The 13,302-nt window shown below is 71.1% G+C and carries 14 protein-coding genes; 11 read left to right on the top strand and 3 right to left on the bottom strand.

The features are described 5' to 3' along the window. The 3 genes from E3N83_RS04920 to E3N83_RS04930 all read right to left on the bottom strand — a co-directional run bounded on the left by E3N83_RS04920 (position 1) and on the right by E3N83_RS04930 (position 4,610). On the bottom strand, positions 1-1,686 hold the full coding sequence (locus E3N83_RS04920; protein WP_238343071.1) for an ABC1 kinase family protein: 1,686 nt from the start codon (positions 1,684-1,686) through the stop codon (positions 1-3). An 84-nt stretch (positions 1,687-1,770) separates the two neighbouring features. Continuing rightward, on the bottom strand, positions 1,771-3,048 hold the full coding sequence (locus E3N83_RS04925) for a DUF1501 domain-containing protein (protein WP_191907958.1): 1,278 nt from the start codon (positions 3,046-3,048) through the stop codon (positions 1,771-1,773). 14 nt (positions 3,049-3,062) lie between these two features. Further along, positions 3,063-4,610, bottom strand: a complete 1,548-nt coding sequence (locus E3N83_RS04930) for a DUF1800 domain-containing protein (protein WP_151082244.1) — start codon at positions 4,608-4,610, stop codon at positions 3,063-3,065. A 316-nt stretch (positions 4,611-4,926) separates the two neighbouring features. On the opposite strand from E3N83_RS04930, the gene E3N83_RS04935 reads away from it, so the two are divergent. From E3N83_RS04935 to E3N83_RS04985, 11 genes are all read left to right on the top strand, one after another. Then, positions 4,927-6,276 (top strand): hemolysin family protein, encoded by a 1,350-nt coding sequence (locus tag E3N83_RS04935; RefSeq protein WP_238343072.1) that lies wholly within the window; start codon positions 4,927-4,929, stop codon positions 6,274-6,276. Then, positions 6,273-7,358: a hemolysin family protein gene (locus E3N83_RS04940; RefSeq protein ID WP_151082245.1), complete on the top strand. Its 1,086-nt coding sequence runs from the start codon at positions 6,273-6,275 to the stop codon at positions 7,356-7,358. Before E3N83_RS04935 ends, E3N83_RS04940 begins: the two co-directional genes overlap by 4 nt. A 21-nt stretch (positions 7,359-7,379) precedes the next feature. Next, entirely contained in the window at positions 7,380-7,997 is a 618-nt protein-coding gene (gene clsA / locus E3N83_RS04945; RefSeq protein ID WP_151082246.1) for a cardiolipin synthase ClsA, read from the top strand. Continuing rightward, positions 7,990-8,877: a DUF881 domain-containing protein gene (locus E3N83_RS04950; protein WP_151082247.1), complete on the top strand. Its 888-nt coding sequence runs from the start codon at positions 7,990-7,992 to the stop codon at positions 8,875-8,877. Before clsA ends, E3N83_RS04950 begins: the two co-directional genes overlap by 8 nt. Next, positions 8,874-9,206, top strand: a complete 333-nt coding sequence (locus E3N83_RS04955) for a small basic family protein (protein WP_151082248.1) — start codon at positions 8,874-8,876, stop codon at positions 9,204-9,206. The genes E3N83_RS04950 and E3N83_RS04955 overlap by 4 nt, the downstream gene beginning before the upstream one ends. Continuing rightward, complete coding sequence (locus E3N83_RS04960) at positions 9,199-10,044, top strand: DUF881 domain-containing protein (RefSeq protein ID WP_151082249.1); 846 nt, start codon at positions 9,199-9,201, stop codon at positions 10,042-10,044. Before E3N83_RS04955 ends, E3N83_RS04960 begins: the two co-directional genes overlap by 8 nt. A gap of 47 nt (positions 10,045-10,091) precedes the next feature. Continuing rightward, positions 10,092-10,478: a glycine cleavage system protein GcvH gene (gene gcvH, locus E3N83_RS04965; RefSeq protein ID WP_151082250.1), complete on the top strand. Its 387-nt coding sequence runs from the start codon at positions 10,092-10,094 to the stop codon at positions 10,476-10,478. A gap of 150 nt (positions 10,479-10,628) precedes the next feature. Further along, complete coding sequence (locus E3N83_RS04970) at positions 10,629-11,129, top strand: FHA domain-containing protein (protein ID WP_151082251.1); 501 nt, start codon at positions 10,629-10,631, stop codon at positions 11,127-11,129. After that, positions 11,126-11,872, top strand: coding sequence for a transcriptional regulator FtsR (gene ftsR / locus E3N83_RS04975; protein ID WP_151082252.1), 747 nt, complete (start codon positions 11,126-11,128; stop codon positions 11,870-11,872). Before E3N83_RS04970 ends, ftsR begins: the two co-directional genes overlap by 4 nt. A 52-nt stretch (positions 11,873-11,924) precedes the next feature. Beyond that, positions 11,925-12,392: a bifunctional nuclease family protein gene (locus E3N83_RS04980; RefSeq protein WP_151082253.1), complete on the top strand. Its 468-nt coding sequence runs from the start codon at positions 11,925-11,927 to the stop codon at positions 12,390-12,392. Between the two features lie 174 nt (positions 12,393-12,566). Continuing rightward, complete coding sequence (locus E3N83_RS04985) at positions 12,567-13,181, top strand: MerR family transcriptional regulator (protein WP_151082254.1); 615 nt, start codon at positions 12,567-12,569, stop codon at positions 13,179-13,181. Positions 13,182-13,302: the final 121 nt, after the last annotated feature.

A 13,302-nucleotide genomic window follows, 5' to 3' on the forward strand; every position in this document is an offset into this window, starting at 1 on the left:
TCAGGGGCCACGCGTGTCGCCGCGCGACCGCAGCTCGGTGCCGGCCACCTTCCGGTCGGTGACCAGGATCCACACCGCGAGGGCGACCGCTCCCAGCACCGCGAGCACGAAGAACACCAGGGCGATGGCGGGGTAGCCGCCGATCCGCTGGTCGGTCTGGACCTGCATCAGCATCGCGGCGCCGACGATGGTCGCCGCGATGACCAGCCCGAGGGTGAGCCGGTTGGCGAGCCGTTGGAGCACGATGTGGAGCCGCTCCTCGTCCATCGCGTCCACCCGGAGCTGGAACTCGCCCTCGGCCAGCGCGTCCAGGATCTGGTTGGCCCGGCGGGGGAGCTGGGAGGTGAACTCCTTGGCGTCGAGGGCGGCGGCGACCAGGTCACCGGGCGAGGTCGCCAGCCCGCTGCGGAGCAGCTCGCGCACGTCGCCCCGGATCGCCTCGGCCGGAGCGAAGTCGGGGTCGAGGTGGAGGGTGGTCTGGTCGAGGTTGAGCAGGGCCTTGCCGACCATGGACATCTCGGCCGGCGGCCGGAGCCGGTGGTGGCCCGAGAGCCGGCTGAGCTCGACGAGCACGCTCCCGGCCTGGAGCTCGGCCCCCTCGGCGAGCGCCTCGGACACGAGGTGGGTGACGTCGTCGCGGAACGCCGCGGCGTCGTACCCCTCGAGCGGGTGTCCGAGATCGGCGAGCACCCGGGCGACCTGCTCGCCGTTGCCGTCGCTGATCGCCATCAGCAGCCGGAGCACCCGCTGCTGGATCCGCGGCGGGACGTTCACGACCATGCCCAGGTCGAGGACCGCGAGGCGTCCGTCGGGCGTGAGCAGCAGGTTGCCCGGGTGGGGGTCCGCGTGGAGGAAGCCCTCGTGCAGGATCGAGCGCAGGTAGGCGCTGAACAGCTGCTCGACCATGGGCCGGGCGTCGATGTCCATGAGCCCGAGCGGCCCGACGTCGGTGACCTTCCGGCCCTCGATGAAGTCCATCGTCAGGACCCGGCCGCTGGTGAGGTCGAGCACCGGCGCGGGGACCACGAGGAGGTCGTAGCCGCGGGTGATCTCGCCGAAGCGGAGCAGGTTGCGCGCCTCGCGACGGTAGTCGAGCTCCAGCCGCAGCGATCGCTCGAACTCGCCCAGCAGGCGCTCGAAGCCGTAGGTGCGGCCGACGTCGGTGCGCTTGTCGGCGAGGGTGGCCAGCGTGGTCAGGGTCTTCAGGTCCCCGGCGACGTCCTCGCGGGCGTCGGGCCGCTGGACCTTCACCGCCACCTCACGGCCGCTGTGCAGCGTGGCCCGGTGCACCTGCCCGAGCGAGGCCGCGGCCAGGGGCTCGACGTCGAAGTCCGCGAAGAGGTGCCGGATGTCGCTGCCGAGCTCCTCGGCGACCAGCTCCGCGACCTGCGGGTAGGGGAACGGCTCGACCTCGTCCTGCAGCCGGCTCAGCGCGGTGGTGTAGGCCGGCGGCAGGAGATCGAACCGGGTCGAGAGCAGCTGCCCGAGCTTGATGTACGTCGGCCCCATCGCTTCGAGGTCGGAGGCGAACGCCTCGGCGCGGTCGACGTCGCCGGCGGGCACCTCCCCGTCCGCGACGTAGGAGTCGAGCCCGGCGCCGGAGACCAGGTCGCTCCGCCCGTGGCGGATGAGCAGTCGGACCAGAGCGGCGTAGCGGTCGGCGGCGCCGCGGCGGGGGGAGGACACGGGCGTCAGCATGCCCGAGCCGCGCGGCCGGCGCCTGACATTGACCTGATCGCGGTGGGGTGGCTGTGCCGTCAGGCGCCCTCGTCACGCCCCCTGCATGAACCCGATCGTCCGCGGTGCCAGCCCCGGGAAGACCTTCGACACGGGGCTCCCGAAGCGCGCGGCCACGATCTCGGCCAGGACGTTGCGGTAGTCGGTGGTGACGTGGAGGTCGGACTCGAGGTCGTCGCTGAGCGGCTTCCAGCCCTGCTGCTGGTCGACGTAGTACCGGCCGCCCTTGACGCCCGCGCCGGCCACGAACATCACGTTGCCCCAGCCGTGGTCCAGCCCGCGGTTGCCGTTCTCCAGGACGCGCCGGCCGAACTCGCTGATCGTGACCAGGGTGACCTTGCCCGCCTGGTCGCCGAGGTCGCCGAAGAAGGCCGCGAGCGAGGTGGCCAGGTCGTCGGCATTCCCGAGCATCTGGCCGCCGTCGAGGTTCCCGAGGTCGACGTGCATGTCCCAGTCGCCCTGGTCGACGGTGATCACCTCGGTGCCGACGTTGCCACGGATGATCCGCGCTGCCGCGGCGAGGGCCTGCCCGAGGTGCGAGCCGCCGTACGACGCGCTGTTGTCGACCGCGGCGACCGCCGGAGTGAGGTCGGCGGTGGCCTGGAGGGTGGACCGCACGGCGACCCCCAGGGCGCTGCGGTCGTGGTCCCACAGGGTGTGCAGCGACCGGCGCCGCTTGCCCGCCGGGTCGGTGTCCCACTGGTCGTCGGCGGCGATCGAGGCGTCGTCCAGCGAGCCGATGGTCATCAGCGGGACGGGTCCGGAGATCTCGGTGGGCGGGGTGCCGTTCACGATGCCCACGCCCTGCAGCGGGGAGCCGTCGGAGTTGGTCGACACCAACCGGTTCAGCCAGCCGATCCGGGCACTCGAGCCAGGGTCGGCCTCCTCGACCTCCTCCATCGCGGAGAAGTGCGAGCGGTTGGCGACGGTCAGCCCGGTGGCGTGGATCGCGGCCAGGCTCCCGGCGTTCCACATGGCCGACAAAGGAGCCAGCTTCGGGTGGAGCCCGAAGAAGCCGTCGGTGGTCCCGGCCAGCAGCTGGCCCTGCGGGATCGCGATGGTCGGCCGGGCGTTGTAGTACCCCGGGTCGCCGTACGGCACGACGAGGGAGAGGCCGTCGGCGCCGCCGCGCAGCGACAGCACCACCAGCACCGCCGAGGCCGGCGTGGGCGAGGAGGCCGACGCCGAGACCGTGGCGGAGCCGACCATGAACGTCGCGCCGCCGAGGGCGAGCGCACCGCGCAGCACGCTGCGCCGGTTCAGCGCGGCGTACTCGGGACAGCAGTCGCCACCCGGGGCGGCGGAGGTCATCGGATCCATCGTGGTCACCGCCGAAGGAAGTCGGGAGAGTCGAAGAAGGTGGTCAGCAACCGCGGGAACAGCCACAGCATCACCGGATGGTTCTTGTCGACCTGCTCGTGCCCGCCGGTCGCCACCGCCTCCCGGCACGCCTGCTGCAGGGTGTCGCTCGCCGGCCGGTGCAGGATCTGCCGCGCCAGGTGGTCGACCAGGTGGTCGAACCGCGTCGTCGGTGCGGGCAGCCAGGACGTGGGCTTCGGGTAGTGGATCCCCTTGTTCGGCCACCAGCCGCCGGCCATCGTGTAGTGGGTGCTCATCGAGCCCATCACCCGCGACGGGGACGCCCAGGCGGCGCCGGCGATCGGCTGCCCGTTGGGTGCCGGCCACGACATCGGCATCATCCCCATCGTGCTGGCCTGCCACAGCAGCTGATGGGCGGCCCGGTCCGGGTCGGTCGGCTTGGCGACGTCGACCCCCATCAGCCGGTACGTCGCCACGAGGTCGTTCTCCGGGTCGCGGATCTTCTCGCCGACCGAGTGCCGGAACTCCGACGAGTCCACCAGGGCGCGCAGCACCGGCCGGATCTGGGTCCCGTGCCGGAGGTAGACGTGGGCGAGGTGCCTGACCAGCGATGCCGGCGGGGTGTCCGAGACGAAGGCGACCGCGAGCTTCGCGGCCAGGTGCTGCGCGGTCGCGGGGTGGTGGGCGAGGTAGTGGAGGTACTCCCGGGTGACCTTGCGGCCGTCGCCGGAGCCGTTGGCGCTGCGGAACCCGAGCACGTGCACCGGCTTGCGGTAGTGCGACCCGCGGTCGTAGAACGCGGCCCAGGTGTCCCACATGTCGACCCGCCAGCCGGTCAGGATCCGGGCCGAGTCGACGACGTCGCTCTCGTCGTACCCGGCGGCGAGTCCGACGGTGTGCAGCTCGAGCAGCTCGCGGCCCTGGTTCTCGTTCGGGTGGTCCTTGTCGGAGACGGCGTTGCCGAGGTACATCCCCATCGCCGGGTGCACCGAGACGGCCTGGAGCAGCGACTCGAAGGAGTCGAGGGCCCGCGCACGGATCACGTCGCCGTAGTGCTTGCGGTAGGTATAGACGCCGTCCGCGCTGACCGGGACGTTGAAGTGGTTCTCCCAGAACTCCGTCATCGTCTCGAGCACCTGGTGCCGGCTCTTCATCCGGCGCAACAGCAGCCAGTTCTGGTAGTCCGCCATCACCTCCCAGCCGCCCACGCGACCGCTGTCGTTCTCGGCCGCGATCCGCGACGTCGACCAGGACAGGTGCGGGAACCAGCCGAGCAGCGCGTCACCCTGGCGGTCGGAGATCCGGCCCGGCGAGAGCTGCCAGTCGAACCAGGCACGAGCCCCACCCCGGCCTCGCACCTCGCGGGCCAGCGCCGGGGTCACGCCGTACGAGAAGCGCCCGACGAGGTGGCGCGCCTGGGTCGAGAGCAGCGGCCGGGTGGCTGCCAGGGCGGGGGAGCCCAGGGTGGCGGCACCGACGGCGAGGCCGGCTCCGGCGACGACCGTGCGGCGACCCGGCGTACGAGGGGTGGTCGCCGGGGGGTGTGACGGCATGCGGGGCTCCAGTCGGACAGGCCGCCACGAGGAACCCCCCTCGAACGTGGCGACAGCGTGCAGAGGCGTGGGAACACGGTAGTGGCCGAGATGGCCTCCCGGTCCGGTTCCACCCGATTTCCCCGGCGCGGGAGTCCGCGCCCGCAGGCGGCCCGGCGACGCCCCGACCGGACCCGTGGCCCCCGAGACCGGGCGCCCTGCCGCCACCTCGGTACAGTTCGGGGCAGCATCTCCGAGGCCGAAGGACCCACTCACCCATGGACGGCTCCGACAGTCGCCCCCGTCCGATCCCGTCCGAGTCCACGGGCAGTGGCCCGTGCTGACGTCCTGGCTCCTGCTCGGCGGGTCGGTGCTGCTGGTGGTCGCGGCCGGTGTGTTCGTGGCCGCGGAGTTCTCGTTCGTCACCGTGGACCGCAGCAAGGTCGCCCAGGCAGCCGAGTCCGGTGACGTGGGTGCGGCCGGCATCCTCAAGGCACTGCGCTCGCTCTCGACCCAGCTCTCGGGTGCCCAGGTCGGGATCACGATCACCAACCTCGCGATCGGCTTCCTGGCCGAGCCGGCGATCTCGTCGCTGATCGAGGGTCCGCTCGGGTCTGCGGGGCTCCCGGAGGGCGCCGTCGGTCCGGTCGCGGTCGCGATCGGGCTGGTGATCAGCTCCGTGGTCACGATGGTCTTCGCCGAGCTGGTGCCGAAGAACCTCGCGATCGCCCGGCCGATGGAGACCGCGCGCGCGACTCAGGGGTTCCAGCGGCTGTTCACCGCGGTGATGCGCGCGCCGATCCGGGTGCTGAACGGCTCCGCCAACGCCATCGTGCGCCGTCTGGGCATGGAGCCGCAGGAGGAGCTCCGCTCGGCCCGGTCCTCCACCGAGCTGGCGTCGCTGATCTCCCGCTCCGCCGACGAGGGCACGCTGGACCCCGACACTGCCGAGCTGATGGAGCGATCGGTCGAGTTCGGCACCCGCACCGCCGGCGAGATCATGACCCCGCGGGTCCGCACTGTCAGCCTGGAGGCCAACGACCGGGCCTGGACGGTGATCGAGCTGGCCCGCGACACCGGGCACTCGCGCTTCCCCGTGCTGGACCCCGACGATGCCGTGATCGGCACCGTCCACGTCAAGCACGCCGTCGCGCTGGCCCTGCCCGAGCGACAGACCACCCGGGTCAAGCACCTGATGACCCGCCCGATCGTGGTGCCCGACTCGCTGCGCCTCGACCCGCTGCTGACGCTGCTGCGGCAGGAGGGGCAGCTCGCGGTCGTCCTCGACGAGTACGGCGACCAGGCCGGCATCGTCAGCATCGAGGACGTGATCGAGGAGATCGTCGGCGACATCTCCGACGAGCACGACCGGCTGGGGGCCCGTGCCCGTCGGCGTCCGGACGGCTCGTGGTCGCTGTCCGGGCTGCTGCGCCCCGACGAGGTCGAGGACCTGACCGAGGTCGAGCTGCCCGACCACGAGGACTACGACACCATCGGCGGCCTGGTCATGCGGGTGCTCGGCCGGGTGCCCGAGCGCGGCGACGTGGCCGAGGTGCCGGTGCCCGACCGGTCGAACCCCGAGCAGCCCGAGCGCCAGAAGCTGGCCGTGCTCACCGTCGAGCACATGGACGGCCTGCGGATCGACCGGATCACGCTGCGGGTCCACGACGGGGGTGACGAGGCATGAGCACCGGCACCGCCGTCGTCCTCGCGTTCGCCCTGCTGCTGGGCAACGCGTTCTTCGTGGCTGCGGAGTTCGCCCTGGTGTCGGCTCGTCGTAGCCAGATCGAGCCGTTGGCCGACGACGGCTCCCGGCTCGCCCGGACCACGCTGCGGGCGATGGAGCACATGTCGCTGGTGATCGGGGTCAACCAGCTCGGCATCACCGTCTGCTCCCTGGTGCTGGGTGCGGTGGCCGAGCCGACCGCCGCGCGGCTGCTGGAGCCGGTGCTGCGGGCCGTGCACGCGCCGCACTCGTTCGTCCACCCGGTGGCGATCGTGGTCGGGCTGTCCGTCGTGGTCTACCTGCACGTCGTGCTCGGCGAGATGATCCCGAAGAACATCGCGCTGGCCGGCCCGGACCGCGCCGCGCTGGTCCTCGGCACGCCGATCTGGGCCATCGTCTCGGTGACCCGCCCGGTGATCACCGGCGTCAACGCGCTCGCCTCGGGGGTGCTGCACCTGTTCGGCGTCCGCCTCATGGACGAGGTCAGCTCGACCTACACCCGTGAGGAGGTCGCTGCGCTGGTCGAGGAGTCGCGCGGCGAGGGGTTGCTCGAGGACGGCGAGTACGACCGGCTCTCGGGCGCGCTCGGCTTCACCGAGAAGACCGTCGACACCGTCCTGATGACCCCGGAGACCCTGCAGACCGTTCGTCGGGGTTCGACCGGGGCCGAGGTGGAGGCGCTGTGCGCCGCCACCGGTTTCAGCCGGTTCCCGGTGGTCGGCGACGACGGCGCCCTGGTCGGCTACCTGCACATCAAGGACGTGCTCGAGACCGACGAGGCGCGCCGCCAGCGCGTGGTCGAGGACAAGTGGGTGCGGCCCTTCGCGCTGGTCCGCAGCGACGCCCTCCTGCACGACACCCTGGAGAAGCTGCAGAGGCGCGGAGCCCACATGGCGAAGGTGGTCGACGCCGACGGCGCCACCCTCGGGGTTGCCACCCTGGAGGACGTGATCGAGGAGCTGGTCGGTGAGATCCGCGACACCGCCCACCTGGAGTCCTCGACACCGTCGTACGGCGCGGATCCGCGTGGTCAGGACGGTTAGGGTGTCTGCGGCGGGATCCCGATGAAGGTGCAGGCGGAAGTGGCGGACGAGGCAACGCGCGACACGCGCGTCTGGACCGTCCCCAACGCCCTGAGCATCGTGCGGCTGCTGGGCCTGCCGCTCTTCCTGTGGCTGGTGCTGGGCCCCCACGCGGACGGCTGGGCGCTCGGCGTCCTGATGGTCTCCGGGATCACCGACTACCTCGACGGCTACCTCGCTCGCCGCCTCGACCAAGCCTCCCGGCTGGGGCAGATCCTCGACCCGGTCGCGGACCGGCTCTACATCCTGGCGGTCGTGATCGGCCTGGCCCTGCGCGACATCGTCCCGTGGTGGTTCGCGATCATCCTGCCGCTGCGCGACGTGCTCCTGTGGGGCCTGGTCCCGGTCCTGCGCACCCGCGGCTACAGCGCGCTCCCGGTGCACTTCCTGGGCAAGGCGGCGACCTTCAACCTGCTCTACGCCTTCCCGCTGCTGCTCCTCGGCGACGGCAGCGGGTCCGCCGCCACCCTGGCCAAGGTCTTCGGCTGGGCGTTCGCCGGCTGGGGGATCTCGTTGTACTGGTGGGCGGGGATCCTCTACGCCTACCAGGTCTACAAGCTGGTCAAGACCACCGAGCGCCGGGTGGTCGCGCATGGTTGAGTCGACCCGCACCGCCCCTCCGGCGGCACCGCTCCCGCAGCACGTCACCGAGCCGCTGCTGGCGCTGATCACGCAGCGGTCTCTCGACGCCGACTACGAGCACGTCGCCGCGCGGCGTCGTACGACGGGAGTCGCCGCCGGTACCAAGTCGGCGCCCCGCCACACCGCCGCCATCGTGCTCGTGGTCTTCGGCCTGCTGGTCACCGTCGCCGCCGTCCAGACCTCACGCAACGCGTCGGTCGACCAGTCCAGCCGGGCCAGCCTGATCGACCAGATCAACCTACGGCGACAGGGCGTGGCGAAGCTGCAGGCGCAGCTGGCCAACCAGCAGACCCGCCAGCTCCGGCTGCGCGACGAGCTGACAGCGCTCGCGACGGCCCAGCAGGCCACCCGGTCCCGGATCCAGCGCCTCGACGTCCGGACCGGTTTCGGCGCGGTGCGGGGCCCCGGAGTGCAGATCACGGTCGCCAGCGCGCCGGACAGCAACGCCTCGGAGACCGTGCGTGACTCCGACCTGGCGCTGCTGACCGACGCGCTGTGGGCGGCCGGCGCCGAGGCGATCAGCGTGAACGGCGAGCGGCTCACGGTGCTCAGTGCCTTCCGCAACGTCGGGGTCGGCATCCTGGTCAACTCCCAGCCGGTCTTCCCGCCCTACGTGTTCTCGGTGGTCGGTGACCCCAACGAGCTGCCGGCCAACCTCCTGTCCAGCTCGGCCGGGGCCGCGTGGTACGCCCTCAAGGACAGCTTCGGCTTCCGGTTCGACGTCAAGAACGGCGGCACCATGGACCTGCCAGCGGCCCCGCCGGCCAACCTGCGATCGGCGAAGATCATCCCGCCGAAGAACCTCGACACCCAGACCAAGGGGGACAGCACCTCATGATCGCCGCACTCGGACTCCTCGTCGGTGTCGTGCTGGGGCTGATCTTCACCCCCGACGTCCCGGCCGGCTTCGACCCCTACCTCCCGATCGCGGTGGTCGCGGCGCTCGACGCCGTGTTCGGAGCGCTGCGCGCCTACCTCGAGGGCATCTTCGACGACAAGGTCTTCGTGGTGTCGTTCGTCTCCAACGTCGTGATCGCGGCCGCGATCGTCTACCTCGGCGACAAGCTGGGGGTGGGCGGCCAGCTCTCGACGGGCGTGATCGTGGTCCTCGGCATCCGGATCTTCTCCAACGTCGCGCAGATCCGGCGGTACCTCTTCCATGCCTGACGAGCACACCGAGCAGGTCGCACTTGACGGGCCGCCCGGGAGCGAGCCTCTCGAGCCCCTGCCCTCCGACGCTCCGGACGACGTGGACGACCAGGTCGACCCGGACACCGCGGGAGACCCCGCGGACGACGACGTCCGCCGCCGGCTGCTGCAGGCGGTGGTCCGACCCTCCCGCGGCCAGGCCGTGGTCGGCGTGCTGCTGGCCGTGCTCGGCTTCGCCGCGATCACCCAGGTCCGCACCAACACCACCGACAACACCTACGCCGGCTACCGCGAGCAGGATCTCGTCGACGTGCTGTCCGGCCTGGCCGGCACCTCGCAGAAGGCGCAGAACGAGATCAGCACCCTGGAGAACACCCGCCGCGACCTGCAGGCCAAGCAGCAGGGCGCTTTGACCGCCCTGGAGGCGGCCAAGAAGCAGGAGCAGGAGCTCAGCATCCTGGCCGGCTGGGTCCCGGTCACCGGTCCCGGCATCCGGGTGACGGTGACCGAGGGTCCACGTCCGGTCGACGTGGACGCGGTCCTCGACTCGATCGAGGAGCTCCGCTCGGCCGGGGCCGAGGCGATGCAGGTCAACGGCAAGGTCAGGCTGGTCGCCCAGAGCTCGGTGCAGACCGCGCCGGGCGGTCTCCTGATCGACGGCACCGTGGTGACGTCGCCCTACGTCTTCGACGTGATCGGCGACGCGCACACCTTGACCGGTGCGCTGAGCCTGTTCGACGGCCCGATCGCGGAGTTCGAGAGCGCCGGAGCCACGGTCGACGTCCAGCCCGAGAAGGCGCTCGACATCACCGCGGTGCACAAGCCGACGACGCCGCAGTTCGCCCAACCTGAATAATCAGCCACGAGCCGCCGCAACGGCGGCCGTCGTACCGAAGGAGAGCCGTGTACCCCGACGACCTCAAGTACACCCAGGAGCACGAGTGGGTCCGCAGCCCCGGCGAGTCCGAAGGCTCCGTGCGGGTCGGCATCACCCACTTCGCTCAGGACGCGCTCGGCGACATCGTCTACGTCTCGCTGCCGGCCGTCGGTGACGCCGTGGTGGCCGGGGCCGCGTGCGGTGAGCTCGAGTCGACCAAGTCGGTCAGCGACGTCTACGCACCCGTCGACGGCGAGATCGTCGCGGTCAACGAGTCCCTCGACGCGACTCCGGAGCTCGTCAACAGCGATCCGTACGGCGGGGGCTGGCTCTACGACCTGGTCCCCAGCCAGCCCGAGGCGCTCGACGCGCTGATGGACGCCACGACCTACCAGGGCACGCTCGCGGAGTAGCTCGACGCGGTCTCCGGCCGGTTCGGGTCCGACGACGCGAACTCGCGTAGGAGATCCTGACCGGTCCCGGGGACAGCCTGATAGGTTTTCAGCAACCATCACCCTCAGGCCCGTACTGAGGGTTCGGCTGCGAACAGGAGACCATCACCGATGCCGTTCTGCACCAACTGCGGCAAGGCGAACCCCGATGACGCCCGCTTCTGCGCGAGCTGCGGGACCCGCCTGGTGAGCGACGCCGTTCCTGACTCGACCGCCACCATCAACATCTCCGGCGGCGAGCGTTCCGACATCTCCTCCGACCGCCAGCTGAACCCGGTCGACGCGGCCGCCGTGGACGCGCTGCCGCTCGGCTCGGCGCTCCTCGTGGTGCAGCGCGGGCCGGGAGCCGGCAGCCGCTTCCTCCTCGACAAGGACGTCACCACCGCCGGTCGGCACGCCGACAGCGAGATCTTCCTGGACGACGTGACCGTCTCGCGCCGGCACGCGACGTTCACCCGCGAGGGCGACACCTTCACCGTCGCCGACGCGGGCAGCCTGAACGGCACCTACGTCAACCGCGACCGGATCGACACCGTGCAGCTCAAGGACACCGACGAGGTGCAGATCGGCAAGTACCGCCTGGTCTTCTTCCAGGGCCACGAGAACCCATGACCGAGCCGCTCGGCGCGGGTGCAGCGAAGGCCGGCCGGGTCCGGCTCAACATCGGTGAGGTCCTCGACCGGCTGCGGCCAGACTTCCCCGGGGTGACGATCCCCAAGATCCGCTTCCTCGAGGACAAGGGGCTGGTCAAGCCCGAGCGCACCCCTTCGGGGTACCGGAAGTTCTCCGGCGAGGACGTCGACCGCCTGCGCTACGTGCTGCGGATGCAGCGCGACCACTACCTCCCGTTGCGGGTGATCGGCGAGCACCTCGACGCGATCGACCGCGGGCTCGAGCCGCCGCCGATCGAGCCGGTGGTCCCCACCGTGCCGACCGTCTCGCTGGCCGCGGACGGTCTCCCGTCACCCGAGTCGTTCAGCCGCCGCGACAACGTGCGGCTCTCCCGCAAGGAGCTGCTCAAGATCGCCGAGGTCTCCGACGAGCTGCTCACCCAGCTCGAGCAGTACGGCCTGGTGACGCCGCGGACCGGCACCGGTCACTACGACACCGACGCCCTGGTGATCGCGACCACCGCCCGCGAGCTCGCCGACTTCGGTTTCGAGCCGCGCCACCTCCGCGCCTTCAAGACCTCCGCCGACCGTGAGGTCGGCCTGGTCGAGCAGGTGATCGCTCCGCAGAAGCGCGGTCGCGACGCCTCGGCCCGGGCCCGTGCGCAGGACACCGTCAGCGAGATCGCCGCGCTCTCGGTGCGGCTCCACGCGACCCTGGTCAAGGCCGGTCTGCGCAGCGTCTGACCCGCCTGCCGGCCCCGGGAGGGGTTGCGGTCAGCGGGGTAGTGTGGACGTCATGCGCGAGGTGGATGTCCTGGGTGTGCGGGTCGAGATGCCGTCGAACTCCCCGATCGTGCTGCTGCGCGACGTGGAAGGTCAGCGCTACCTCCCGATCTGGATCGGCGCGGTCGAGGCCACGGCCATCGCCTTCGCCCAGCAGGGCGTCGTACCCCCGCGGCCGCTGACCCACGACCTGCTCAAGGACGTGCTCGACTCGACCGGGAACGAGCTCACCGAGGTCCGGATCACCGAGGTCAAGGACGGCATGTTCTTCGCCACCCTGGTGCTCGCGTCCGGCGTGGAGGTCAGTGCCCGGCCGTCGGACTCCATCGCGCTGGCGCTGCGCACCGGGAGCAAGATCCTGTGCGCGGACGCCGTGCTCGACGAGGCCGGTCTCGACGCTCCGGCCGAGCAGGAGGACGAGGTCGAGAAGTTCCGGGAGTTCCTCGACCAGATCTCGCCGGAGGACTTCGAGACGACCTGAGCGTCCCGGTACTCTCACCCTCAAGTAGAGGTTGAGGTTTGCGACACGCGGCACTTGTCTTTGACGAGTCTCCACCTCAGGCATACCTTGAACTGTCCTCGTTGTAACTCCACCGGTGTGGTTGCTCCCGCGATCGCCCGGTTCCCCAGGGGTTGCGCGTAGCGGGGTGAGCCGATGGAGGCAGTAGTGAACGACAACGAGCAGCACACCGCCGAGGACCAGGCCGGACAGGCCGAGGCGGTCGAAGCCGCGGAGGAGCAGGGTCTGCTCTTCACCGACGACGTCTCACCGCTGCCCAGCGACACCGGCTACCGTGGTCCGACGGCGTGCAACGCCGCCGGCATCACCTACCGCCAGCTCGACTACTGGGCCCGCACCGGCCTCGTCGAGCCGACGGTCCGCGGCGCGACCGGCTCGGGCTCCCAGCGGCTCTACTCCTTCCGCGACATCTTGATCCTCAAGGTGATCAAGCGACTCCTCGACGCCGGCATCTCGCTGCAGCAGATCCGCACTGCCGTCCAGCACCTCCGCGCCCGCGGCACCGACGACCTGACCCGCGTGACCTTGATGAGCGACGGCGCCTCGGTCTACGAGTGCACCAGCAACGACGAGGTGATCGACCTGCTCCAGGGTGGGCAGGGCGTGTTCGGGATCGCGATCGGCGGAGTGTGGCGCGAGATCGAGGGCACCCTCGCCGAGCTGCCGAGCGAGCGCACGGCGGAGGAGCCCCAGGTCTCCGACGCCGCCGACGAGCTGGCCGCCCGCCGGGCCGCCCGCAAGCTCGGCTAGCTCCAGACATCCCCCAGCAGCGCCCGCGGATCCGTCCGCGGGCGTTCTGCATCTGCCGTTTGGGACCAAACGACGCGATTTCGGCGCTTCATGATGCGGTTTGGGACCAATCGGCAGTGGT

Source organism: Nocardioides cynanchi (assembly GCF_008761635.1).
Lineage (GTDB): Bacteria > Actinomycetota > Actinomycetes > Propionibacteriales > Nocardioidaceae > Nocardioides > Nocardioides cynanchi.